Annotated in this window: 22 protein-coding genes; 16 read left to right on the top strand and 6 right to left on the bottom strand. The window is 66.2% G+C overall.

Annotated elements, in window-relative coordinates:
* Positions 1-60 precede the first annotated feature (60 nt).
* From SMN802W_RS0114670 to SMN802W_RS0114645, 6 genes are read left to right on the top strand one after another with little or no spacing between them, the layout of a single operon-like run.
* A complete protein-coding gene (locus SMN802W_RS0114670) occupies positions 61-477 on the top strand; it encodes a Zn-ribbon domain-containing OB-fold protein (protein WP_019517675.1) in 417 nt (138 codons plus the stop codon).
* Positions 474-1,622 (top strand): thiolase family protein, encoded by a 1,149-nt coding sequence (locus tag SMN802W_RS0114665; protein WP_019517674.1) that lies wholly within the window; start codon positions 474-476, stop codon positions 1,620-1,622. Before SMN802W_RS0114670 ends, SMN802W_RS0114665 begins: the two co-directional genes overlap by 4 nt.
* Positions 1,622-2,797 carry an acyl-CoA dehydrogenase family protein gene (locus SMN802W_RS0114660; RefSeq protein ID WP_019517673.1) on the top strand — a complete coding sequence of 392 codons (1,176 nt, stop codon included), beginning with the start codon at positions 1,622-1,624 and terminating at the stop codon, positions 2,795-2,797. The genes SMN802W_RS0114665 and SMN802W_RS0114660 overlap by 1 nt, the downstream gene beginning before the upstream one ends.
* A gap of 18 nt (positions 2,798-2,815) precedes the next feature.
* Positions 2,816-3,991 carry an acetyl-CoA C-acetyltransferase gene (locus SMN802W_RS0114655; RefSeq protein WP_019517672.1) on the top strand — a complete coding sequence of 392 codons (1,176 nt, stop codon included), beginning with the start codon at positions 2,816-2,818 and terminating at the stop codon, positions 3,989-3,991.
* A 1-nt stretch (position 3,992) separates the two neighbouring features.
* Complete coding sequence (locus tag SMN802W_RS0114650; RefSeq protein ID WP_019517671.1) at positions 3,993-5,006, top strand: acyl-CoA dehydrogenase family protein; 1,014 nt, start codon at positions 3,993-3,995, stop codon at positions 5,004-5,006.
* Positions 5,003-6,016 carry an NADP-dependent oxidoreductase gene (locus SMN802W_RS0114645; RefSeq protein ID WP_019517670.1) on the top strand — a complete coding sequence of 338 codons (1,014 nt, stop codon included), beginning with the start codon at positions 5,003-5,005 and terminating at the stop codon, positions 6,014-6,016. Before SMN802W_RS0114650 ends, SMN802W_RS0114645 begins: the two co-directional genes overlap by 4 nt.
* Before the next feature lie 3 nt (positions 6,017-6,019).
* Here SMN802W_RS0114645 and SMN802W_RS0114640 read toward each other — a convergent pair whose 3' ends face one another.
* The 6 genes from SMN802W_RS0114640 to SMN802W_RS0114615 all read right to left on the bottom strand — a co-directional run bounded on the left by SMN802W_RS0114640 (position 6,020) and on the right by SMN802W_RS0114615 (position 13,688).
* Positions 6,020-6,775: an SDR family NAD(P)-dependent oxidoreductase gene (locus SMN802W_RS0114640; RefSeq protein WP_019517669.1), complete on the bottom strand. Its 756-nt coding sequence runs from the start codon at positions 6,773-6,775 to the stop codon at positions 6,020-6,022.
* A gap of 4 nt (positions 6,776-6,779) precedes the next feature.
* Positions 6,780-7,670, bottom strand: a complete 891-nt coding sequence (locus tag SMN802W_RS0114635; protein WP_019517668.1) for an SDR family NAD(P)-dependent oxidoreductase — start codon at positions 7,668-7,670, stop codon at positions 6,780-6,782.
* The gene (locus tag SMN802W_RS0114630; protein ID WP_026326170.1) at positions 7,667-8,917 is read right to left on the bottom strand and encodes a spinster family MFS transporter; all 1,251 of its coding nucleotides are present in this window, start codon (positions 8,915-8,917) and stop codon (positions 7,667-7,669) included. The genes SMN802W_RS0114635 and SMN802W_RS0114630 overlap by 4 nt, the downstream gene beginning before the upstream one ends.
* 19 nt (positions 8,918-8,936) lie before the next feature.
* Entirely contained in the window at positions 8,937-11,306 is a 2,370-nt protein-coding gene (locus tag SMN802W_RS0114625) for a TonB-dependent receptor (protein WP_019517666.1), read from the bottom strand.
* A 70-nt stretch (positions 11,307-11,376) separates the two neighbouring features.
* Entirely contained in the window at positions 11,377-12,453 is a 1,077-nt protein-coding gene (locus SMN802W_RS0114620) for a phosphotransferase family protein (RefSeq protein ID WP_019517665.1), read from the bottom strand.
* Positions 12,450-13,688, bottom strand: a complete 1,239-nt coding sequence (locus SMN802W_RS0114615) for an acyl-CoA dehydrogenase family protein (RefSeq protein WP_026326169.1) — start codon at positions 13,686-13,688, stop codon at positions 12,450-12,452. Before SMN802W_RS0114615 ends, SMN802W_RS0114620 begins: the two co-directional genes overlap by 4 nt.
* Before the next feature lie 222 nt (positions 13,689-13,910).
* Here SMN802W_RS0114615 and SMN802W_RS0114610 point away from each other — a divergent pair, with 222 nt between their 5' ends.
* The 10 genes from SMN802W_RS0114610 to SMN802W_RS0114565 all read left to right on the top strand — a co-directional run.
* Positions 13,911-14,618, top strand: a complete 708-nt coding sequence (locus SMN802W_RS0114610) for a carboxymuconolactone decarboxylase family protein (protein ID WP_019517663.1) — start codon at positions 13,911-13,913, stop codon at positions 14,616-14,618.
* Positions 14,619-14,653: 35 nt separating this feature from the next.
* On the top strand, positions 14,654-15,484 hold the full coding sequence (locus SMN802W_RS0114605) for an enoyl-CoA hydratase/isomerase family protein (protein ID WP_019517662.1): 831 nt from the start codon (positions 14,654-14,656) through the stop codon (positions 15,482-15,484).
* 4 nt (positions 15,485-15,488) lie between these two features.
* Positions 15,489-15,830 (top strand): EthD family reductase, encoded by a 342-nt coding sequence (locus SMN802W_RS0114600; RefSeq protein WP_026326167.1) that lies wholly within the window; start codon positions 15,489-15,491, stop codon positions 15,828-15,830.
* Complete coding sequence (locus tag SMN802W_RS0114595; protein ID WP_019517660.1) at positions 15,823-16,629, top strand: SDR family NAD(P)-dependent oxidoreductase; 807 nt, start codon at positions 15,823-15,825, stop codon at positions 16,627-16,629. The genes SMN802W_RS0114600 and SMN802W_RS0114595 overlap by 8 nt, the downstream gene beginning before the upstream one ends.
* Complete coding sequence (locus SMN802W_RS0114590) at positions 16,622-18,115, top strand: class I adenylate-forming enzyme family protein (RefSeq protein WP_019517659.1); 1,494 nt, start codon at positions 16,622-16,624, stop codon at positions 18,113-18,115. Before SMN802W_RS0114595 ends, SMN802W_RS0114590 begins: the two co-directional genes overlap by 8 nt.
* Positions 18,112-18,891, top strand: coding sequence for an SDR family NAD(P)-dependent oxidoreductase (locus tag SMN802W_RS0114585; protein WP_019517658.1), 780 nt, complete (start codon positions 18,112-18,114; stop codon positions 18,889-18,891). Before SMN802W_RS0114590 ends, SMN802W_RS0114585 begins: the two co-directional genes overlap by 4 nt.
* A gap of 57 nt (positions 18,892-18,948) precedes the next feature.
* On the top strand, positions 18,949-20,019 hold the full coding sequence (locus tag SMN802W_RS0114580) for a phosphotransferase family protein (protein WP_019517657.1): 1,071 nt from the start codon (positions 18,949-18,951) through the stop codon (positions 20,017-20,019).
* A gap of 31 nt (positions 20,020-20,050) precedes the next feature.
* Positions 20,051-21,448 carry a carbohydrate porin gene (locus tag SMN802W_RS0114575; protein WP_019517656.1) on the top strand — a complete coding sequence of 466 codons (1,398 nt, stop codon included), beginning with the start codon at positions 20,051-20,053 and terminating at the stop codon, positions 21,446-21,448.
* A gap of 466 nt (positions 21,449-21,914) precedes the next feature.
* Entirely contained in the window at positions 21,915-24,425 is a 2,511-nt protein-coding gene (locus tag SMN802W_RS0114570) for a TonB-dependent receptor (protein WP_083925812.1), read from the top strand.
* A partial coding sequence (locus SMN802W_RS0114565; protein WP_019517654.1) for an FAD-dependent oxidoreductase occupies positions 24,425-25,078 on the top strand: 654 nt, incomplete at its 3' end. The genes SMN802W_RS0114570 and SMN802W_RS0114565, both read left to right, overlap by 1 nt.

The following is a 25,078-nucleotide window of genomic DNA, read 5'->3' as shown; positions in this document are numbered from 1 at the left end:
AAAGGTCAGAAGCGTCAATGAAAGGCGCGGGTTAGTTTCTCCACCACGAGGAGAGACGACATGCGCGACGCGCCGCCGCCGATCGACGATCGGTTGCTGACCATCGACAGTGCCGGGCAGATCACGCTGCTAGCCGGGCGCGACCGTGAGACGGGCGCTATCGTCTTTCCCGCGCCAGACGAGCCTGAGCGGTTCGAGCACGTCGACCTGCCGCGCACCGGCACCTTGTGGTCGTGGACCGTGCAGCGTTTCCGGCCCAAGTCGCCGCCCTATGCCGGACCCGACGCGTTCGAGCCGTACGCGGTCGGCTATGTCGCACTTGGCGATGCGGTAATCGTCGAGGGGCGGCTGACCGGGGCTGCGCTTGACGGCTTCGCCATCGACATGCCGATGCGGCTGGTGCCCGAGCCATTCACGCTGAACGACGGCTCGACGCGACTGTCGTTCGCCTTCGCGCCGATCGGAGCCGTGGCATGAGCGACGTTTACATCATCGGTGCAGGGATCCACCGCTTTGGGCGCACGCCCAAGCGGACGGGGTTGCAGCAGGGTGCGTATGCGGTGCGCGCTGCGCTCGCCGGCGCGGGGCTGTCATGGGGCGACATCCAGTTCGCTTACGGCGGGTCGGACGCGGCGGGCAAAGCGGACACGATGGTGTCCGAGCTCGGGCTGACCGGCGTGCAGTTCATCAACGTCGCCAACGGCTGCGCGACCGGTGGCTCGGCGATGTTCGGCGCCTACACGACGATCAAGTCGGGCGAGTTCGACCTCGGCATCGCGGTCGGTTTCGACAAGCATCCGCGCGGCGCGTTCGATCCCAAACCCGCTGAATGGGGCTTGCCCGAATGGTATGGCGAGACCGGGCTGATGCTCACCACGCAGTTCTTTGCGATGAAGATCCAGCGCTACATGGCGGCGCACGGCATCACCGCGCCGACGCTCGCCAAGGTCGCCGAAAAAGCGTTCGAGAACGGGGCGCTAACCGATCACGCGTGGCGGCGTGAGCCGGTCGACGCGGACACGATCCTGTCCTCGACGATGGTCAGCGACCCGCTCACCAAGTTCATGTTCTGCTCGCCCGCCGAAGGTGCGGTCGCACTCATTTTTGCCAGTGAGAAGCGCGCGCGCGAGCTTGGCCTGCCCGCGATACGTCTGCGCGCCGCAGCGGTGCGTAGCCGGCCGCCGGGCTCCTTCGAAGTCTTCTCGCCAGCGCTGACGATCGTGCGTGGGCCGTCGCCGACGGTCATCGCTGCGCGCGCGGCGTTCGAGATGGCGGGCGTGGCGCCCGGCGACATCGACGTGGCGCAGTTGCAGGACACCGAGTCGGGCGCAGAGATCATGCACATGGCGGAGAACGGCTTCTGTGCCGACGGCGAACAGGAGGCGTGGATCGCCGAGCGACGCACGCACATCGGCGGGCAATTGCCTGTTAACACTGACGGCGGCTGTCTCGCCTGCGGTGAGCCGATCGGCGCATCGGGCCTGCGCCAGGTCTACGAGAACTACCGCCAGCTGACGGGACAGGCGGAGGCGCGGCAGGTGCCGGGTGATCCGCGGCTCGGCTATTCCCACGTCTACGGCGCACCCGGCGTCTCGGGCGTCGCGATCGTGGAGCGCGCGTAATGGATATGACGCTATCTCCCGAACACGTCGCCTTCCGCAACGAGGTTCGCGCGTTTCTCGACGCCGCGCTGACGCCCGAGATGCGGCGCGGTGCGACGCTCACCTCGGGCGTGTTCGCCGAGCCCGACGTTTATCGCGCATGGCAGGCCGCGCTCGACCAACAAGGCTGGTTGACCTATTTCTGGCCCGAGGCGGCGGGTGGTCCCGGCTGGGACGCGGTGCGACGCTGGATCTTCGAGACCGAAGCCGCACGCGCGGGTGCGCCGGTGCTGCCGGGCATGGGATTGAAGCTCGTCGGCCCGGTGCTGTTCAGCTACGGCACCCCTGAGCAGCAGGCGCGTTTCCTGCCGCCCTTGCGAAGCGGCGAACATATCTGGGCGCAGGGCTTCTCCGAACCCGGCTCGGGCTCGGACCTCGCCTCACTGCGCACACGGGCGGTGCGCGATGGCGACGAATACATCGTGGATGGTCAGAAGATCTGGACCACTCAGGCGCAGTTCGCCAACTGGCTGTTCGCGCTCGTTCGTACCGACGCGACCGGCAAGCCGCAGCGCGGCATCTCGTTCCTGCTGATTGACATGAACACGCCCGGCGTCACCGTGCGCCCGATCATCAGCGCGTCGGGCGACCACGAGCTGAACGAGGTGTTCCTGGAAAACGTCCGCGTGCCCGTCGACAATCTGATCGGCGCGGAAGGGCAGGGCTGGACAATCGCCAAGTTCCTGCTGGAGAACGAGCGCGGCGGTACCGGCTACGCGCCGCAACTGCTCGCCGATCTCGACCGGCTGGAGCGCGCCGCCAGTTTGTCGGGTGAGCTCGCCGACCGCGCGGTGCGGCTACGGCTCGAGGCCGAGGCGCTGGAGATGAGCGAGCTTCGCACGCTGCTCGAGATCGAGCACGGCGAGCCGCCGCATCCGCGCAGCCTCGCGGTCAAGCTGATCGCCTCGGAGGTGCGCCAGGGGATCGAGGCGCTGGCGGTCGACGCCTTCGGCCTGGCCGGGCTGCAACTGCCCGCCGAACGCCCGTTCCACGCCGCCGACGCTCCAGAGGGCATCGGCCCGCCCGAGGCTGCGCTCGCCTCGGTCCGCTACCTGAACGCGCGTGCGTGGTCGATCTTCGGCGGCACAAGCGAAGTTCAGCTCAATATCATCGCCAAGGCCGCCGTCGGCCTGTGACGCGCAGAGGACTTTTCCATGCCTGACGCTTTCATCGTTTCCGCTCGCCGCACGCCCGGTGGTCGTCGCAACGGACGCCTCGCCGGCATCCACCCCGCCGACCTCGGCGCTACCGTTATCGATGCGATCCTCGCCGAGACGGGCGTCGATCCGTCTGCGATCGACGACGTCATCATCGGCTGCGTCAGCCAGGTGGGCGAGCAGACCTTCGCGCTCGGCCGCAACGTCGTGCTCGCTTCGTCCTTGCCCGAGAGCGTTCCTGCGGTCACGATCGATCGCCAGTGCGGCAGCTCGCAGCAGGCGCTCCATTTCGCCGCGCAGGCGGTGATGTCGGGAACGCAGGACCTGGTGATCGCGGGTGGGGTGGAAAGCATGTCGCGCGTCCACATGGGCTCGCCTGTCACGCTCGCCGCGCAAGCGGGCATGGGCAGCGGCCCGTTCGCGCCCAGCATCCAGAAGCGCTTTGGCGTCGATAGCTTTAGCCAGTTCACCGGCGCGCAGATGATCGCGGACAAGTACGGCTTCGACCGGGCCGCGCTCGACCAGTTCGCGCTCGACAGCCACCGCAAGGCGGTGGCGGCGCGCGATGCCGGGGCGTTCAAGGCGGAGATCGTGCCCGTCACGACGATCGAAGCAGATGGCAGCCGGCACGTCCACGACCATGACGAGGGCGTGCGCGCCGACGCCTCGCTCGAATCGATCGGCACGGTGAAGCTGCTCAGTCCCAATGGCACGCTGTCAGCCGCCTCGGCGAGCCAGATCTGCGACGGGGCAAGCGGCGTGCTGGTCGCCTCCGAACAGGCGATGAAGCAGCACGGCCTGACCCCACTCGCGCGCATCCACAATTTGACCGTCACCGCGGGCGATCCCGTCATCATGCTGGAGGAGCCGATACCGGCGACCAGGCGCGCGTTGCAGCGGGCCGGGCTGTCGCTCGACGACATCGACCTGTTCGAGGTCAATGAGGCATTCGCATCGATTCCGATGGCGTGGCTGAAGGCACTGGGTGCCGACCCGGCGAAGCTGAACGTCAACGGCGGCGCGATCGCGCTTGGTCATCCGCTGGGTGCAACGGGTGCGAAGCTGATGGCGACGCTGGTTCACGCGCTGCACGCGCGCGGTGGCCGCTATGGGTTGCAGACGATGTGCGAGGGTGGCGGGATCGCCAATGTGACGATCGTGGAGCGCGTCTGAGATGGACCTGATCCCCGACGACGAGCAGGTGCTGCTGCGCGAGACCGTAAGACGCTTTCTGGCGGACGGCAGCGACGCCACTACAATGGGCAAGGGGCCGATGCCGCACGACGCGTGGCGTGCGGTCGCCGAACTCGGCCTCTTGTCGTTCCTGCTGCCCGAGGCGGCGGGCGGCACCGGCGGACGGCCGCAGGACGCGGCGATCATCGCCGAGGAGATGGGCCGCGCGCTCGCGATCACCCCGCTCGCCGAGAGTATCGGCGGCGCGGCGGACCTGATCGCGCGTGCGGGCGACGCGGGCCGCACCACCCGCTGGGTCGAGCCGGCGCTGATGGGAGAACACCATCTGGCGCTCGCACAGGCACCGGTTAATGCGCGCGGCGACACGCTCGCGGGCGATCTCGGCATCGTGCCGTGGGCGGCGGGAGCGGCCGCGACCGTCGTTCTCGCTGATAAGCGCGCGTGGGTCGTCGAACCGGAGGCCACGGGTGTGACGGTCACGCCGGTGCGCTTGATCGACGGGACGCCGGGCGCGACGGTGTTGCTCGCTAATTGTGCCGCGACCCCACTAAACGTTACCGCGGCCGAGGTGGATGCATGTCTCGCGACCGTGCGTCTGTGCCACACAGCCGAACTCGTCGGCGCGATGACGACGCTCTACGAGCAGGCGGTCGCCTACGCGCGCGAGCGCAAGCAGTTCGGTGTCGCGATCGGGTCGTTCCAGGTCGTCCAGCACAAGCTCGCACGCATGTTCGTCGCGATCGAGCAGAGCCGTTCGCTGTTGTTGAAGGCGGCGGTCGCGGATCGGAGCGATGCAGGGTTCGTCCGCGCGACGCTGGCTGCCAAAGCCTATGCCGCGGAAAAGGCGCAGGCAGTGGCGGAGGATGCAGTGCATCTGCACGGTGGCATGGGCGTGACCGACGAGTTGGCGGTCGGGCGCGGGCTTCGCCGCGTCATGCTGCTTGCGCGCGCGTCCGGCAGCGCTGCGCAGGCGCGACAGGCGCTCGCGGCATGAGCGTCAATCGCCGCTGGACACTCGCCGCGCGGCCGGACGGTGCGATCAAGGCAAGTGACTTCGCGCTGGTGAGCGAGCCGTTCGCGGCTCCTCTGCTTAAGACGGGCGAGGTGCTGGTGCGCAACCACTTGTTCTCGGTCGCGCCGACGATCCGAAACTGGTTGAACGACGGCGGAAGCTATCGCGGGTCGATCCCGATCGGCGGCACGATCGCGGGCATGACCGCGTGCGAGGTAATCGCATCCGAACACGCCGACTATGCGGTCGGCAGCCGCATGGTCGCGATGGCGCGCTGGGAAAATCTGAGCGTCGTGCGCCCGGACAGCGCGGCCGTGCCGCCGTTCCCGGTTCCAGACGACGTGTCGCTTGAGGATGCGATGGGGCTCTACTCGCCCAACAGCTTGACCGCGTACTTCGGCCTGCTCGACATCGGACGCCCGGTCGCGGGCGAGACATTGGTCGTGTCGGGCGCGGCCGGGTCGGTCGGCTCGCTCGTCTGCCAGATCGGCAAGGTTACCGGCTGCCGCGTGATCGGCATTGCCGGCGGCGCGGCGAAGTGCCGGCATCTGGTCGATGTCACCGGTGTCGATGCGGCGATTGACTATCGCGCGGAGAACGTTGCCGAGCGGCTCGCCGAACTATGCCCATCAGGGATCGACCTGTTCTTCGACAATGTCGGCGGCGAGCAGTTGCAGGCGGCAGTCGACCACATGGCCGATCACGGCCGGATCGTGCTGTGCGGTCAGATTTCGGCCTATGATCGGCCGGGCGGCGCACCTGGTCCGAGCGACATGATGAAGATCGTTTACGGGCGGATCCGCATGGAAGGCTTCGTGGTCGGTGACTTCGTCGATCGCGCCTCGACGGCCCGCGAGCGGTTGCGGCAATGGCAGGCGGAGGGACGCGTCTCCGTGCAGGTCGACGTGCGACGCGGGTTCGAGCGCTTGCCCGACGCCTTCGTCGACCTGTTCTCCGGCGGGAATGCCGGCACGCTTCTGGTCGCCGCCTGACGCTCAGCCGGCGGTCTGCCCGCCATCGATCGTCACGTCGGTGCCGGTGATATAGCCGGCACCGTCACCCGCGAGGAAGAGAATCGCCGCCGCGATCTCCTTGGCATTCCCCGCGCGCCCGAGCGGAATGTCGGCCAGCCGCCTGGCCTTGATCGCAGGATCGTCGAACACCGCGCGGGCGAGCGGCGTGTCGATCAGGCCGGGGTTGATCGTGTTGACGCGAATGCGCGATCCCTGCGCGGCGAACTCGAGCGCCGCGGCCTTGCCGAACATGCGCGCGGCTCCCTTCGCGGCCGAGTAGGCGCTGGAGCCCGGTCCTGAGATGATCCCACGGATCGAGGCGATGTTGACGATCGCGGCGTGATCGGACCGGGCGAGCAGTGGCATCATCGCGCGCGTACCGAGGAACAGGCTGTCGACGATGACCGCGCGCACGGCGCGCCACTCGTCGAGCGACAGATCGGCGAGGGTGCAGAAGTTGCCGCGTCCCGCATTGTTGACGAGCACGTCGAGTCGCCCCGCCTGATCATCGATCAGCGCGGCCGCACGTGTCCAGTCGGCCTCGTCGGTGACGTCGAGGGCGACCGCGTGGTGAGGCGTCCCATCGGGCAGACGGGCGCAGGCTGCGTCCAGCGCTTCGCGGTCGCGGTCCGCCAGCCACACGGTCGCGCCCGCATCCAGAAACGCTCGCGCAGCGGCGAGGCCAATCCCGTTCGCCGCGCCGGTGACCAGCACGTGGCGATCGGCGAATGATTTCACCGCGTCACTGCTCGCTCGTATCGGCAAGTCCCGCATCCTTGCGGCTCATCGCGACGATGCTCTCGAACGTCGGGTTTCGGCGCGCCAGGATCGCGTCGGCACGTGCCGCGATCGCGGGATCGAACGCGTCGGTCGTGAACACGTAGAAGTCGCCGCGGCGTATACCGTCAAACGCGATTCGGGCGGTCTGTTCCGCGGTGATTGCGTTGCGGTAGAGATCGTCGCGCATTGCCTCCAGGTCGGCGGACTCACGCGGCGTCCCCTCGGGATGAGCCAGTGCCGGCGGACGCGAGCGCTCCGCCTCGTAGATGCGCGTCGCGACGAGGCCCGGCAGCAGCATGGTGACGCCGATCGGCGCGTCGATCTCCTGCAAGCCGGCGTAGAGCGCCTCGGTGGCGCGCACGACCGCGTGCTTCGCCGCGCCGTAGCAGGCCGAGCCTGACCCGCTGACCACTCCCGCAACCGATGCGGTGTTGAGGATGTGCGCGGGTGCTCCCGCCGCGAGGAGGCGGGGAACGAACACCCGCATGCCATGCAGCACGCCGTTCAGGTTGACGCCGAGCGACCATTGCCAGTCTTTGTCGCTATATTCCCAAACGCGGCGATGGCGTCCGCCCGGGACGATCCCGGCGTTGTTGCAGAGCAGTCCGACGCGCCCGAACCGGGCCTCAGCGGCGTCGGCCAGCGCGACCAGATCGCCCTCGCGCGTCACGTCGCAGCGCACCACCAGCGTACGGTCCGCACCGATCTCGGCCGCGATCGCCTGCGCCTCGGTCTCCGCAATGTCGGCCAGTACGACGTTCATGCCTGCCGCCGCGGCCTCTCGCGCCAGCGCCGCGCCTATGCCGCTACCCGCGCCGGTGATCACGGCGCATCCGTCTGCCCAGCTGGTCATTTCCGCAGATCCTTTGCGTAGAAGCGCGCGGCAAGGAGGAAGCACCCGCCCGCGGCCAGTCCGAAGAACGAGATGATTGTCATCGCCGTTCGCAACGACTGATCACCGCCGCCTAGCATGTCGCTCAGAATACCAGTCATCCAAGGCCCAAGACCGAGGCCGATGATGTTGACGCTCAGCAGCAGGATCGACGAGGTGAAGGCGCGGATCGATGCGGGCACCAGCGACTGCGTCATGGCGATAATTGGCGCATAATAGAAAAACAGCAGCAGCACGGTGATCGCACCCGCCGCCAGCGAGACGGCGGTCGAGGCCGTCTGCAGCTGAACCAACGCCGCCGGCGTGGTCAGCAGCAGCGCGATGCCTGTCAGGATCGGGCGACGCTCAGGCGTGTCGGCGCGGATACGATCGGTCAGCCAACCACCGGCAAAGATGCCGATCGCGCCACCGATACCCGTCATCAGCGACAAGGCGGTGGCGATGTCGCCGAGCGCCATGCCGTGCAGCCGCGCGTAGAAGGGCGCGTTCCAGTTGAGCGCGACGCTCAGCACCAGATTGTTGAGCGCGCCGCCCGCGAACAGCAGCAACAGACTGGGTCGACGCGCCATGACGCGCAAACCCTCTTGCCCCGGCATCGCGGCGGGTGCCGGTCCACTGTCGAAGCGACCACGTGTGGGCTCGCGCAGCAGCGCGAGGATGAGGGGCGCGAGCAGTACGCCGACACCGCCGACGATCCACAATGCCGCGCGCCAATCAATCGCCTGCGCCAGCCACCCGCCGCTCAGATAGCCGAGCATCACGCCGATCGGCAGCGCGAGCCCCCAGATCGCGAGCGCCGTCGCGCGTCGCTCTGGCGGATAATAATCGGCGAGCATTGAGTGGGTCGCGGGAATACTGCCCGCCTCCCCCAGCGCCACGCCGATGCGGAAGAACACCAGCGCCGCGAAGCTGGTCGAGAAGCCGCTGATCGCGGTCATCGCGCTCCACAGCGCGATTGATCCCGCGATCACCCAGCGCCGGCTGTAGCGATCCGCCAGCCGCGCGATCGGTACGCCCAAGGTCGAGTAGAACAGCGCGAAGGCTAGACCGGTCAACGCGCCGAGCTGCGCATCGCTGAGTGACAGGTCGCGCTTGATCGGCACCTGCAGAATCGAGATGATGGTGCGGTCGAGGTAGTTGAACACCGACACCACGATCAGCAGCAGCAAGGCCAGCCTGCGCGCGCCTGCGCTCGGTGCTTCGGTCATGGTCGATCCTTCGCGCATGTCACTTCCCGTACCGTAACGTCAGCGTGGCACCGATCTGACGCGGCGGCGCGACGCTGACGCGCTCGACGTCGAGGGCCCCGAGTCCGCCGGGCGTCGCCGCCACTTCGGCGCGGGTGACGTGGTAGAAATTATACTGCAGCCCGTTGGTCACGTACTGCTTGTCGAAAAGGTTGCGCGCCCACACGCGTACGTCCCACCGACCCGACGGCGGCGTATAGGTCAGCGACGTGCTGGCGACGTTTTTGCGTTCGGTCAGCGGCACCGCGCGTTGTCCTAGCCCGGTCGGGGCCAGCTGGAACGCGCTGGCGAACTTCGTGTCGAAGTGTAAGGCGAGCGACGACCCGTTTGCCAGATCGGCGGTGTAGTCGAGCAGTGCGGTAAAGTCGTGCTTCGGCGTGAACGGTGCCTGATTGCCGGTACAGTCGAGCCCTCCGGCAGTGCAGCCGACAAAGCTTTTGTAGAAGGCGTCGGTGTAGGCGTAATTGGCGCCGAACGATAAGCCGCGCGCCGGCCGGATCACGGCCTCGACCTCCACGCCGCGCGCGCGAAGTTCGCCTGCGTTCGAGTCCTGAAACACACCGTCGACCTGTGATCGAACTTGCAGGTCGGACGTGTCGGCGTGAAACGCTGCGACGTTCAGCGTCAACGCCCGACTGAACAGATCGGTCTTGGTGCCAATCTCGTAGCTCCACGTTGTCTGCGCTTTCAGCGGGGTCGCCGCAGCGGCGGGCGTGCGGACGTTGAAGCTCCACCCGCCGCCCTGAAAACCTCGCGACGCCGAGGCGTAGAACAGGCTGCCGCGCACCGGGCGGTATTCGGCGATGAAGCGCGGGGTCCAGCCGGTCCAACTGTCGACCGCGTCGTCGTTGGCGGGCAGTTGCTGGTAATAAGCGCCGCCCTGGAACGGCGACGACCCGATGTGGCGGGTGTAGCCGGTCTTGCGCTCGTAGCTGTAGCGCAGCCCCGCGGTCAGCGAGAGTTTGTCGCTCAGCTTGTACTTGCCTTCCGCGTAAGGGCCGAAGCTGCGGTTCTCGATCTGACCTTCAAACACTTGGCCCGGTGTGTAGCGTCCCTGGTTGAGCACGGAGAAGTAGAGGTTCGGGTCGCGCCCGTCGAAGCCGAAGACGATGCTGTGGTTCAGGTCCTCGTACCCGAAATACGCGCCCGCGACGAAGTCGAACGGTCCGCCCAGATCGGAGGTGAAGCGGAACTCCTGGCTCACCTGCCACTCGTCGTTGGTGTTGAGCGAGGGATAGTTGACGGGATTGGGCCCGCCGTCCGCATCTTCGGCCAGTTGCGATTTGAGATACCGATAACCGGTAATGGAGCTGACACGGCCAATCCCGGTTTCATACCCGACGTTGAGCAGCGCGGCGACGATCGTGCGCCGCGTATAACCGTCGTCGTCGAGCAGTACCTTGTGCAGGTCGCCGTCGGTCCGCGCCTTGACCGCGGCCCCGACCGAGCCGTCACCGACGATCGTCGGTCCGTCGCCGTAGCCGCCGCGTTTCAGGTAGGACAGGCTGCCAACCACGTCCCACTTGTCGCTCGGCTGCCAGCGCAGCGATCCGCGGTACGCCGCGACCTTGTTGTTGGCGAGGTAATGGCCCGTTTGCAGGTTGCGCTGATATCCGCCGACATCCTTGACCCCGTAGGCGAAGCGCCCGGCGAGCGTGTCGCCAAGCGGCACGTTGATGAAGCCGTCAGCTTCGATCCCGCCGCGTCCGCCCGAGAAATCCGACGCGGTGACGCTGGCGCGTCCGCTGCTCGCGCCCATTTCGGGCAGGTTGTTGGTAATGACCAGCGCGCCGCCGACCGCGTTGCGGCCGAAGGTCGTTCCCTGCGGACCGCGCAGCACCGACACCTGCGACACGTCGAACAGATTGGCGTCGAACGAAGCGAGCGTGCCGTAGAAGATGTCGTCGATGTACACCCCGACGGGGCTCTCGAGACCGGGCGAGTCGTTGATCGTTCCCTGGCCGCGGATCTGCACGGTAATGACCGATGTGCCCTTGACCGGCACGAAGGTCGGACCTGGGGCAATCTTCACGATTTCAGAAAAGCTATCGACCTTGCGCGCCTGGATCTGCTCGGACCCGAGCGCACTCACCGCGATCGGCACGTCCTGCAGCCGCTCGGCGCGGCGCGTTGCCGTGACGACAATATCGTCGCTGGGCGTTGCCGTAGCCGTGGGCGTCGACGTCGCTTCGGCCGCAACCGGCTGCTGCGATGCGGGCGTTTGTGCGGGTGGAGACGCGGGGGAAGCAGGAGCGGTCAGCGCAGGATCGCCGGTCTGCGCATGGGCCGGGGGGGCGATCAGCGTCAGCGCGGATACGCCCAGCGCCCAATGTTTTGGTCTTGTGATCATCCGGCCTCTCCTCGTCGCCCGCTATCGCTGCGGGTCGCATCATCGTTGGCGTGTGGTGATGGCGATCAGTTCAGCTCGCGCCCGCCTCCTGCGCGGAGGCCCATGCGGCGCGCGCAAGCGGTTTGATGCGCTGGATGATCTCGCCCGCATTGTCGGCGGTCTGCACGCCGTCGCGTGCGCGTCCGGCGATACCCTGCAGGATCGCCGCGACCCGGAACAGGTTGAACGCGGTGTAGAAGGGGTGGGTCGGATCAACGTCGAACCCGGTGCGGTCGCGGTATGCCTGCGCGTAATCGCGTGCGGTCGGGATGCCGAGCGCGGTGAGATCGGCGCCGCGCAGCGTGCCACGCACGTCGACGCCTTCCGGCCGGAACCATTCCATCATATGGTAGGTCAGGTCGCCCAGCGGATCGCCCAGCGTCGACAATTCCCAGTCGATCACCGCGGCGACACGCGGCTCGGTCGGGTGGATCAGCAGGTTGTGGAACGAGTAATCGCCGTGGATGATCGTCGTGCGGTCATCGCCGCTCGGGATCGCGCCCGGTAGCCAGGCGGTAAGCCTGTCCATTTCCGGCAGATCGTCGGTGCGCGACGCCTCGTACTGGCGCGACCAGCGCGAAATCTGGCGTGCGAAGTAATTGCCTGGTCGACCATAGTCGGACAGTCCGAGCGCGCCATAATCGACCAGGTGAAGGCGCGCGAGTGTTTCGTTCGCGGAATCGTACACTGCTGCGCGCTCGGGCGGCGACAGCGTCGGCATGCGCGGGTCCCAGAAACCACGTCCGGGAATGTGGCGCATAACGTAGAACATCGAGCCGATGACATTCAGGTCTTCGCAGAGCACCAGCGGCTCGGGCACCGGCAGGCCCGCCTCGAACAAGGCGCGGGTCACGCGGTATTCGCGGTCGACCGCGTGCGCGGAGGCGAGCAGCACACCCGCGGGCTTGCGCCGAAGCACGTAGCGCGCGTCGGGCGTGTGCAGCAGGAATGTGGGGTTGGATTGCCCGCCCTGGAACTGCTCCACCCGCATCGGGCCCGCGAAGCCGGGGACCGCGCCGGCAAGGTACCGCTCGAGCACCGCCTCGTCGAACGCGGTGCCGGGCGCGACCGCCGCGGTCTGGCCGATCATCGCCGCCGGCGCGTTCATGCCGACAGCTCCGCGCGGTATTTGTCGAGCTCCATGCGTGCGAGCTGCCGTTCGTGCACCTCGTCCGGGCCATCGGTTAGGCGTACGATGCGCGTGTTCGCCCATAGTTCGGCCAAGCCGAAATCGTCAGTCACGCCCGCGCCGCCGTGCGCCTGGATCGCGTCGTCGACAATCTGCTGCGCCATCTTGGGCGCGGCGATCTTGATCATCGCGATCTCGGCTCGCGCAGCCTTGTTGCCGACCGTGTCCATCATGTGCGCGGCCTTGAGGCACAACAGCCGCGCCATCTCGATCTCGCAGCGCGCGCGCGCGATTCGTTCTTCCCACACCGAATGCTCGGCGATCGTCTTGCCGAAGGTGCGGCGCGTCAGCAGTCGACGGCACATCTTCTCCAGCGCGACCTCCATCGTGGCGATGTTGCGCATCGTGTGATGAATGCGACCCGGCCCGAGGCGGCCCTGCGCGATCTCGAACCCGCGTCCTTCGCCGAGCAGCATGTTCTCCGCCGGCACGCGTACGTCCTCCAGCAGCACCTCGAAATGGCCGTGCGGTGCGTGATCGTATCCGAATACCGGCAGGTGACGCACCAGCGTCACGCCCGGCGTGTCGCGCGGCACCAGGATCATCGATTGCTGATGATAGGCGGCGGCGTCTGGATCGGTCTTGCCCATCAGCACAAAGAAGTCGCACCTTGGATGGCCCGCGCCGGACGACCACCATTTTCGGCCGTTGATGACGTATTGATCACCGTCACGGCGGATCGCGGTCTGGATGTTGCGCGCGTCCGACGAAGCGACCGCGGGCTCGGTCATCAGGAAGGCCGAGCGCGTGACACCGTCGCGCAGCGGCAGCATGAACCGCTCTTTCTGCGCTGGCGTGCCGTAGCGGTGGAGCACCTCGAAATTGCCGGTGTCGGGCGCCATGCAGTTGAACACCTCGCTCGCGAACGAGACGCGGCCCATCAACTCGGCGATCGGCGCATATTCGAGGTTGGTGAGCCCAGGGCTGGTGAAATATTCGTCGTCGTGGTCCGACGGCGGCATGAAGAAATTCCACAACCCTTCCGCCTTTGCCTTGGCCTTCAACTCTTCGAATACCGGCGGGATTTCGGTCCAGCGATCGATCGCGGCGGCTTGCGCGTGATAGGTCGGGATCGCGGGAATGATGTGCGCGTCCATGAACGCGCGTACCCGCTCCATCCACGCCAGCGATCGTTCCGACTGCTCGAAGTTCATCATCCATCCCCTGATGATCGCTGCTGGTTGTCCGCTACGCGATCAGGCATATCGTTCGACCATTCGGTCGGCAGCATGGCTATTCGACCGACCGGTCGGGTGTCAACGTGTTTCGTAGTTGATGACTGATGCGACCAGCCGCCCTGTCACTAGGGTTAGGTGGAAGAAAGCCCGTTGACGCCCGACCGGGCGGTCGACACAATGATCGACAGGAGAGCGACGATGTCGAACCACGAAGAAACAGCATTGGACAAGGTCGCGCTGCTGCGTGCCCATGCCCCATATACGCTCGCCGGATATGCCGATTTTCGCGCGGTGATCGATACCGACGGTGCAGTTTCCGCGCGGCTGAAGGCCTTGTTCGTCGCCGTTGCTGCGACGGATCGTCGCTATCCCGATCTGGCGCGGCAAGAGCTGAAGCGCGGTGTCGCGCTCGGCTTGTCAGTAACGGATGCACTCGCCGGCATCATCGTGCTCAGCAGCCTTCGCGGCGAGGGGGCTGCGGGTGAATTTGCGGCATTGGTCCAGGAGTGCGTGCCGCTCGGCGACACCGCCCCCGATGCCGCGCTCGTGAAGGCGGAGCCCGGCGAGGCGGAGGCGAATTTTCGCGAGTATTTCGGCACGATCCCGACGCCGCTGGCACAGCTGATACGCCTGTCGCCCCGCGCGGCTGATGCTTATTACCTGATGCGCCGCGGCAGCATCGACGCCAATCCGCTGTCGCCCAAGCACGGTGAGCTGCTGCTGCTTGCGATCCTCGCCGCCGGCTACAGCCCGATGGCTGCGCGCCACGTCGACGGCGCACGCCGCGCCGGTGCCAGTGACGCGGAAATCGCCGAAGCGACGCTCTGCGCCATTCCGGCGGCTGGCATCGCCGCCTGGATGGCGGTGGGCGGCCTGCTCGAACCGGTGGCCGAACCAGTCGCCTGACCTATCACACACCAACCTTCGAGGGAGCTAACATCATGGCAAGCGAATATGTGAACAAGCAGCCGGTGACGCAGGAAACCGACGTCATCCAGTATGAGCTGGCCGACAACGGCATCTGCACGATTTGGCTCAATCGCCCGCACAAGCGCAATTGCGTCAGCCCGCAGCTGCTGCGCGATCTCGAGGCCGCAGTCGACCGCGCCGCCGAAGACAAGAACGCACTGGCGGTGGTGTTCCGCGGTCGCGGCAACACCTTCTGCGCGGGTGCCGACCTCGATCAGCTCGTCGGGCCGGTGCTGCACGAATCGAGCACCTCGCTCCAGCTCGCGATCGATTCCGCGCGCACCTACGACAAGATCTACAACATGAAGAAGCCGACGATAGCCTGCGTAGAGGGCTATGCGGTCGCCGGCGGGTTCGAGCTGTTCATCTCGTGCGACTTCGGCATTGCCGCCGACGACGCCAAGATCGGCGATTTCCACATCCGTCGTGCGCTGTTCGGCGGTGCCGGGCCGATCTACCGCCTGCCGCGCTACATCGGCATGCGCAAGTCGAAGGAACTGATGCTGACCGGCAAGCTCCTGTCGGGCACCGAGTGCGTCGAATGGGGCCTGTGCAACGCGTCCGCGCCGAGCGGCGATGCGCTGGAGCAGCTGATCCAGGACTTCTGCGCGCCGTTGATCGACAAGAGCCCGTTCTGCATGTGGATGACCAAGATGGCGCTCAACCGCGGCATGGATGCGGACACCAACTCGCTGATCACGCTCGAGACGATGACCTGCAACGTCGTCCATCACTCGGCCGACGCGAAGGAAGGCGTTGCCGCGTTCCTCGAAAAGCGCAAGCCGGTCTGGACGGGTAACTAAGACGATGGCGGTCAGCATGGTCGTGCTCGCCAGTCGTCCGACCGACTGGACGCAGGCGCGCTTCACCGAATGGTGGCGCGGCCCCCACGCCGATGCTGCCAAGGTGCTGCCCGGTCTGGTTGCGTATCGCCATGGCGTCGTGACCAAGGACTATGACAGCCCCGAGGTGCCGGGCTGGGACGGGCACGCCGTGCTGACCTTCGCCGACCAGGCGGAGCTCGACGTCGCCTTCGCCTCACCTGAGTGGAAGGCGGCGACCGCGCAGACGAAGGGGATGGGCGGCCGCCGCATCATCCTCATTACCGACGAGGTCGACCTGCTCGGCGGGCAGCAGAGCAATGGCTGAGGCCGGCGCGCCGCTGTCACCCGGCTTCGCCGCCGACGCGTTCCGCCTTGACGGGCGGCGCGCGCTCATCACCGGCGGGCGCGGTGCGCTCGCCGAGGCTATGGCCGCGACGCTCGCCGATTTGGGATGCGCGGTGGCGCTCGCGTCGCGCAACGGCGAGGAGTGCGCAGGTCTCGCGGCCGACATTGCGCGGCGCTTCGGTGTGAAGGCGATCGGCATCTCCTGCGACATCGCCGACGAGGAGTCGGTCGAGCGCGCGGTCGCTGAGACGGTCGACCAGCTCGGCGGACTCGACATCCTCGTCAACAATGCCGGCGCATCGTGGTGGGGTTTGCCGCAGGACATTCCGCTCAAGGGCTGGCGCAAGGTCATGGACGTCAACGTGACCGGCACCTTTCTCGCCTGTCGCCACGCCGCGCGCCACATGATCACGCAAGGACAGGGCGCGATCATCAACATCGCCTCGGTCGGCGCGTTCATCTCCTATCGCCCCGACGCGGGGCAGGTGGTGCCTTACACCACCAGCAAGGCGGCGATCGTGCATCTGACCAGCGACCTCGCCGCGCAATGGGCGGAGCACGGCATCCGCGTCAACGCGATCGCGCCCGGCTCGATCGAGACCGGCATGACCGAAACGCTCGATCCCGCGATCCAGGAAAAGACCCGCGCCGGCATCCTGCTCGGCCGTTTTGGTCGGCCCGACGAGGTGTCGGGCACGCTCGCGCTGCTCGCCTCGGACGCGGGCAGCTTCATCACCGGACAAACCTTCCTCGTGGACGGGGGACAATCTCTTGGCTGACTTTTCTGCCGGCGATCTCCACTGGAGCGACGACAGCCTGTGGACGCAGTTCGAGCGGCTCGCGCAGTCCGACGCGAGCGCGGTGGCGCTGATCGATTGCGACGACCGCCGCTGGAGCCGCGCCGAACTGCAGGAACGCGCACACGCCGTCGCGGCGCAACTGGCCGGAGCGGGCGTTGGTGTTGGATCGCGCGTGCTCGTCGCCGGGCACAAGCGCGCCGGCACGCTCGCGATCGCGCTCGCCGTGTCGTTGCTCGGCGCGACGTTTTGCCCATATTCGCCCAAGCTGACGCAAGCGGATCGCGCCGTGCTGGAGGCACGGCTTGGTCACGCGGCGCATGCGCAGGCGGGCAGCGAAGACGCCGTGACGATCGAGGCGATGGATCATCCCGCCGCCGAACGCCCGGCACGCATCGATGTCGCGTTGATCGGCTTCACCTCCGGGTCGACCGGCGTGCCCAAGGGCGTGATGCACGGCCGCGCCGCGCTCAACTACGCCACGCGCGCCTGCGCCATGATCGCAGGGCTTCAACCGGGTGACTCGATCCTCGGCATCGTCCCGCTCGACAGCGCACCCGGCTATACCTTCACCGCGCATTTCGCGCTCTCGCTTGGCCATCCGCTCGTCATGATCGATCCGTGGGAACCGTCCGCCGCAATGGACCGCGCGATCAGGTACAATGGTGGGTGGGCGATCATGGTGCCGACGCACCTGTTCACGATGGTCGAGGCCGCGCGCACTGGCGCTTGGGTAGGCCGGCTCCCCTTGCATGCCTGCGCAGTCGGCGGCAGCGCGATGACGCCCGAACTGATTGCCGACGCCGACCGGCTGCTGGGGCTGAAGGCGTTGCGCATGTTCGGCATGTCGGAGTGCATGGGGCATAGCTCGGCGCGTCCTGGCGACCCGCTCGATCGACGGCAGAATTTTGACGGCATCCCATTTCCGGGCACGCAGGAGGAAGCGTTTGACGCCAACGAACAACCGCTGCCGCGCGGCGTGCGCGGGCAGGCGGGCGTGCGCGGTCCGTCGCTGTTCCTCGGGTATGCCGAGGGACTTGGCGCGGGGCAGGAGCGGCTGACCGCCGACGGTTTCTACCTGACCGGCGACGAGATCACGCGCGACGACGACGGGTTCGTGAAGGTCGTCGGCCGGATCAAGGACCAGATCATCCGCGGCGGCTTCAACATTGACCCTGCCGAGATCGAGGCGGCGCTGCTGCGCCATCCCGCCATCGCCGAGGTCGCTGTGGTCGGCGTGCCCGAACGCAAGCTGGGCGAGCAGGCGTGCGCCGTGTGCCGCATCCGCGACGGTGCCGAGCCCGTGACGTTCGATCAGGTGATCGCGCACCTGCAAGCTGAGGGGCTATCGCGAAAGAAATGGCCCGAGCATTTGCTGCTGGTCGATCGCATGGTCGTTGGCGCGACGGGCAAGCTCGACAAGAAGGCGATGGCCGCGCACGCGATCAGCACGCTGGTACCCGCGTGAGCGTGCCCGCTTTCTCCTTCGACCTGTCGGGGCGGGTCGCGCTCGTCACTGGCGCATCCTCGGGCCTCGGCCGGCGCTTCGCCACGTTGCTGGCGGCGAGCGGGGCAAAGGTCGTGATCGGCGCACGCCGGGTCGAATTGCTGGCGGAACTCGCCGACGAGATCGCGGCGGCAGGCGGCGAGGCCATCGCGGTGACGCTTGATGTCACCGACGAAGCGTCGATCATCTCGGCCTATGACGCCGCGGCGACGCGGTTCGGCCCGGTCGACACCGTGATCGCCAACGCAGGGTTGAACGTCGCGGGCAGCGCAATGGGGCTCGACATCGACGATTTCGACCGCATGGTCTCGGTCAATCTGCGCGGCGTGTTCCTGACCGTGCGAGAGGGCGCGCGCCGTATGGTTGCCGCCGGCCCGCGCGAGCGCGGCAACGGCCGCATCACCATCATCTCCTCAATCACCGCGCACCAGCCCGCGGCCGGCATCGCACCCTATGCCGCGACCAAGGCGGCGGTCGCGCAGATGGGACGTTCGCTGGCAAAGGATTGGGCGGGCAAGGGCATCAACGTCAACGTGCTCTGCCCCGGCTATGTCGCGACCGAGATGAACGAGGCGATCTGGGACCAGCCCGCGGGTGCGGCACTGCTCGCTGGCTTCGCGCGCCCGCGCGTGATGGACGAGGATGCGCTCGACGCGCTGATCCTGTTCCTGTCGTCGGACGCAAGCCGTTTCATGACCGGATCGGTCGTCACGCTGGACGATGGCCAGACGCTCTGACGCGCGCCTGATCGGGGCCGCGGCCCCCTCTCGGCTCAAGGTTTTGGAGAAGATATCGTGACCGACGCCGCCGACAATATCGGCACGACGGCCGTCCGCGCCGGCTTTGCCTTTGACGAGGCCGCGCTTGAGCAGTGGATGCGCGCCAACGTGCCGGACTATGCCGGGCCGCTCCGGGTCACGCAGTTCCGCGGCGGGCAGTCGAACCCGACCTACCGGCTGGACACGTCGACGCGCGCCTATGTGCTGCGACGCAAGCCTCCTGGCGTGCTGCTGAAGGGAGCGCACGCGATCGAGCGCGAGGCGCGCGTTCTAAGCGCGCTCGGCTCGGTCGGCTACCCGGTCGCGCACGTCTATGCGCTATGCGCCGAGGCCGAGATGATCGGCACGCCCTTCTACGTCATGGATCTGGTCGAAGGGCGTGTGTTCTGGGACGCGTCGTTCAGCGACGTCCCCCGCGGTGAGCGCGCCCGATATTTCGACGCCATGAACGCCGCGATTGCCGATCTGCACGCGATCGATCCCGCCGCGGTCGGCCTTGCCGACTACGGCCGCCCCGGAGACTATTTCGCGCGGCAGATCGCGCGCTGGTCGGGGCAGTACTACTCCGATATCGAGGCGGGTCGCGATGCAAACATGGATCGTCTGATCGACTGGTTGCACGCCAATGTACCGGCAGGCGACGACGACACCGGCATCATCCACGGCGATTTCCGCTGCGACAACATGATCTTCGCGCGCGCCGGGCCGCGCATCCTTGCGGTGCTCGACTGGGAGCTTTCCACACTCGGCCACCGCGGCGCCGACTTCGCTTATCATACCATGATGTATCGCATGCCGCCGCACATCGTCGCGGGCCTGGGCAACGCGGACGTGGGCGCGCTCGGCCTGCCGAGCGAGCAGGAATATCTTGCCGCTTATTGCACGCGGCGCGGATTACCGGGTTTGCCGAACTACGACTTCTACGTCGCGTTCAACTTCTTTCGGCTGGCGGCGATCTTCCACGGGATCAAGGGCCGCGTGCTGCGCGGCTCGGCCGCGTCCGCGCAAGCGCGGCAGCGGGTCGAGGTACTGCCAGAATTAATGCAACTGGCGTGGGCGCAGGCGGAGCGTGCGGGCAGCCGCTGACGAACCTGCGACGATCAATCGGAGAGAGTAGATGCGTAACACCATCGATCGCACTGCGATCGTAGCCGCGGCTGCACTGGTCGCCTCGGCACCCGTCGTAGCCGGTGCGCAAACGACGACCCAGACTGCGCCTTCGTCCACACCGGACGTACAGCCCGCCACCGTCTCCGCCTTGCCGGACGACAGCGAAACGCCGGCGCCGGACCGTTACAAGCGGTTCGACGACCTGAGCCTGAAAGGCTGGGCGATTCCCTACCCGAAGGTGGCGGATACGATCCTGGGGGACAAGCTCGGTGTTCGTGACGCCTTGGCCGACATCGGTATCGGTATCTCCCCGATCAATACGGCCAATTTCCAATATGATTTTCTGCAGAACGATCGCGGATACAAGGGACCACAGCTTTACAACGGTCAGCGCATTACCCGCACCAACACCACCGTCAGTCTCACTGCGACCTATGACCTCGGGCAAGTGGGAGTGAAAGGCGGCCAGCTCGCGACCACCTTCTCCGTTATCGACAACAGTTTTCCCGCGGTGAACGGTCCGAAAAAGGTACGGATCGGCCGCCTGCATTACTATCAGGAGTTGTTCGGCGGCGCGGTCGATTTCAAGCTTGGCTATATCGACAACACGCAGGAGTTCTTCGGCATCAACGTCGGCGGCAATCTGGCGACCGGCAATCTGGGGCCGCAAGCGACGATCCCGTTCCAGCTCGGCCTCAGCTACGGCGGTTTCGCGGCGCCCGGCTTCAACCTGCGGGTCAAGTCGAAGAACGGTTTGTACAACAAGATCGGCGTGCAGCGCAGCCTGCCGCCAGGTGGCGCGGCCGCGGAAAATGCGGTCAACCCGGGCGGCTTCCGCTTCTCTCCGCCCGGGACCGGCGTGCTGATGATCGACGAGGTAGGTTTCAATCACCCGTCCGCACCCGGCGTCAAATCGACCTGGATCCGTGCCGGCGGCATCTACAACACAACGCAATTCGCGCGCTTCGGTCGTCCGGGCGAGACGCGCGACAATTTCGCGCTGTTCGCGGCGGCGGATCGGCAGCTGACGCAGGTCGATACCACCAAGCCGTTCCGCGGTCTCTACGCCGGCGGCACAATTAATTACGCACCGCCGCAGCAGAACTTCTACACGCAATATTACGAAGGCCGCTTGTACGCGGTCGGTTTGCTCGCGAGCCGGCCTTTCGACCTCGCATCGCTCGTCTCGACCTTCAACGTCTATAGCCCGCAAGGGTTGGCAGCGCGGACGCCGCCGGGACAAGGCAATTACCATAACACCTTTGCCGTGACTGCCAGTTATGCGCTGCGTGTCAGCGCGGGTATCTACCTGCAGCCAGGCCTGGGCGTGACGGTGCACCCGATCTACACGCCGCGCTTTTCGCCTGCGCTGAACGGCTATCTCAGCATCATCACGCTGTTCTGATCCCGGGCACCTCACGAGCAGCGTCGGCCGGCGCTGCGTCGCCGTTTGGCAAACGATCGGCGATAATGAAGCGTTGACAGCCGACCGGTCGGTCGACTAACCATGTGTAGTCGACCGACCGGACGAACGACTCCGGCGATCGTCTCGGGTGAGGATCGTTGAACCGTGGACTTCGAGCAATCGGACCGTCGACTTTGTTAAGGATGCCAGATCGCGACAGCGTGGCGGCGTCCGCTTTCAGCAGAGCACGCGCTAACCGGGATTTCAGCAGCCCTGCCGACGCCGTTCAAGGCGTCGCCGAGCACGCACCATCATACCGATGTTGCAGGAAGGGCGGGCGGAACGAAGGACCCACTCAAATCCGCTACGCCAACCGTCACTCCGGCAGCGCGCGCGAATGGGTCAGGGTCAGCGATCGCGAGAACAAGGCGGCACAGAGAGGCCGTTATAATGGAGGAGAGGGTAAATGAACGCCAAGTGGACCAAGTGCCTGCTCACAGCAGTCAGTCTGGGGACGCTGTCGCTAGCGGCTGTTGCGCATGCGCAAACGGCTCCTGCAAGCAACCAGCCCGCGGTTGAGCCGACGAAGCAGGTTCCGGGTAGCGACGCTGCACAAGGGTCGCCCGCCACTCCGGCCGCGACGCTTCCCGGCGACCAGCAGGAACAAACCACCCGTCCAGGGGCCGCTAACAGCGGCGAGATCGTGGTAACGGCCCGTCGCCGTGTTGAACGATTGCAGGACGTACCCGTCGCCGCCACGGTGATCGATCAGCAGCAGATCCGGCAATACGACCTGACCTCCGTCGCCAATATCAGGATTGCGGCGCCGGAGATCACGCTCGATCGCGGGTTCACTGGCTCCGCTTCTTCCATCTCGCTGCGCGGTGTCAGTTCCTCGTCGATCGACTCGGGTGTGGAGCAGTCGGTGTTGCTCGACTTTGATGGCATGGCGATCAGCCGCGGGCGTGTGCTGAATGACGCGTTGTTTGACGTCGAGCAATTGAACGTCCTGAAGGGCCCGCAGGCGGTTTTTTTCGGGAAGAACTCGCCGGGTGGCGTTGTCTCCATCCGCTCGGCCAATCCGGGCAAGACTTTCAACGCCTACGCGCGGACAGGCTACGAATTTACGTCACGCAATCTGCAGGTCGAGGCGGCGGCGGGCGGGCCGCTCGGCAATGGCTTCGGACTGCGCGTTGCGGTGTTCGGCAGCAGCAGCGACGGCTATATCCGCAACCAGGATCGCGGCGTGGTCGACGTCGTGCGCAGCGCCGCCACGGGCAGTACCTTCGTTCCGGCTGCGCCGTCGCGCCTGGGTGCAGAGCGCAAGCTGGCCGGGCGTGTGACACTCACCTACGACAATGACGCGGGCTTCTCTGCCAATTTCAAGATGCTGGCCAGCAGCTATCGTGGTCAGGGCATTCAGAGCTTCAGCGAGATCATGGGCTGTCCCGGTGGTCGCACGAAGCCGGTCACAACCGGCGGCATCGTCGATCCGACCGGCGACTGCAAGCTGAACGACAAATCGTCGCAAGGCTGGATTTCGCCGCAGATCCTGCAGAACTGGTCTCAGGTCAACCGATACAACAATGGTACGCCGTTCTCCCAGAACAATACACTGCTGCCAACCTTGACGCTGAACTATGAAGGGGATGCAGTTATACTAACTTCGGTGACTGGTTATTACGACTATGACTATGTCAGTCAGGGTAACGCTGACGCGACATCTTATTCCTACTTCTGGTCATACAGTAATGAAAAGAACAAGAGCTTCTATCAGGAAATCCGCGCGACAACCTCGTTCGACGGCGCGCTGAACTTCGCCGGTGGCGGTCACTACGAACATAACAAGCGCGACCTGTTCGTTGGCGCGGCGAGCGGCCCGCTGCCGCGCGACCCGGCGACCGGACGCTACAATTCCAATGACAACACGCAGCTGAACAAATCCAGCGCATGGTCGGTGTTCGGTCAGGCCGTGTTGAACATTTCGCCGAAGCTCGAACTGGCCGGCGGCGCGCGATATACCAAGCAGCATAATGAGGTAAACTCCGGCAACGTTTACCGCCACCCGCTGGTGACCGGGCAGCTACCCGTCGGCGTGCGGATCGTCGGCGAGAAGAGCCAGGACAATATCTCGCCCGAAGCAACGCTGACTTGGCGGCCCAGCCGTGAACTGACCTTGTACGGTGCGTACAAGACCGGCTTCCTTGCCGGTGGCTTCTCCAATCCCGGTGCACTAAGCGCAATCACGACGATCAACACGCTCAGCTTCGACGAGGAAACGGTCAACGGGTTCGAGGTCGGCGCGAAGTCGACGCTGATGAACGGCCGCCTGACCGCGAACCTCACCGGCTATCGCTACATCTACAAGGGTCTTCCGCTGACGTCGATCCTGGCGGTGTCGGCAAATACGCTGACCTACGTGACGCAGAACGCTGCCAACACGGTGGCGCAGGGTGTTGAATTCGAAACAGCGTATCGCGCGGTAGGCGGGCTGACGCTTCGTGGTACGGCGTCGTACAACGATGCGCACTATGATCGCTTCCCTGGCGCGCAATGCTATACCGGGCAAACCGCCGCACAGGGGTGTTTACCGATCGGCAACACCACGGCGCAGGATCTGTCGGGCCGCAGCGTCTATCGCGCACCAAAGTTCATCGGGACTGCAGGTGTCCTGAAGACCTTTGATCTGTCACCGGACGTCGCCACCACGCTGAACGCCGACGTCCGCTATACAACCGGCTATTACAGCGGGTTGAACCTTAATCCGGTCTCGTACCAGGACGGCTTTCTTACCCTCAATGCCGGCGCGCGTTTCGACATGGCTGGTGGGCGTTACTCGGTCGCGCTGATCGGACGCAACCTGACCAACCAGCGCTACGCCACGATCGGTATCGACAAGCCCGGGGGCACCGGAGAGGTCTTCACCGTCGCCGGCGAGCCGCGCGCCGTCGTGCTGCAACTGGAGACGAAGTTCTGATGACCGACGTTCCGGCGCACGAGGTTGAGTGCGACCTGCTCGTCATCGGCGGCGGCATGGCCGGCATGTCTGCCGCCGGATGGGCGGCGGAGCACGGCACGCGCGTGATCGTGGTCGAGCGCGCCGCCGCGCTCGGTGGTTCCGCTGTTCTGTCCGGCGGCGTGCTCTGGACGGCGTCGTCGCCGGAGAAGATGACCCTCTACGGCGGCGGCGATCCCGCGCTCGGCCGGGTGGTGTTCGACACCTATCCCGACGCGATTGCTTGGTTGCGTCGCCGCGAGATCAGCCTGTCGCCGCGGATGGATGTGCTGCACGGGCAGGGATATCAGATCGACATCGCCGGCCACATACGCGGCTGCGCCACCATCGTGGAGCAGCACGGCGGCTACATCATGCTCGACACAGAGACGATGGAGCTGACGCGGGATGAGGCCGGCGCGATCACCGGCGCGCTGACGCGGCACGCCGACGGCGACGTGCTGGTCCGCGCGGCTGCTACCTTGCTCGCAACCGGCGGATTTCAGGCATCGCCCGACCTTCGCGAACGCTTCATCCATCCGCACGCGCGCGACATGCTGCTGCGCTCCAACCCGGTGAGTGACGGCGCGGGATTGCGGCTGGGCGAGGACGTCGGGGGAGAAGTGGCCGGGACC

Origin of the sequence: Sphingomonas sp. Mn802worker (assembly GCF_000382485.1) — a bacterium.
Classification (GTDB): domain Bacteria; phylum Pseudomonadota; class Alphaproteobacteria; order Sphingomonadales; family Sphingomonadaceae; genus Sphingomonas.
This window is presented reverse-complemented; position numbering and strand designations above follow the sequence as displayed.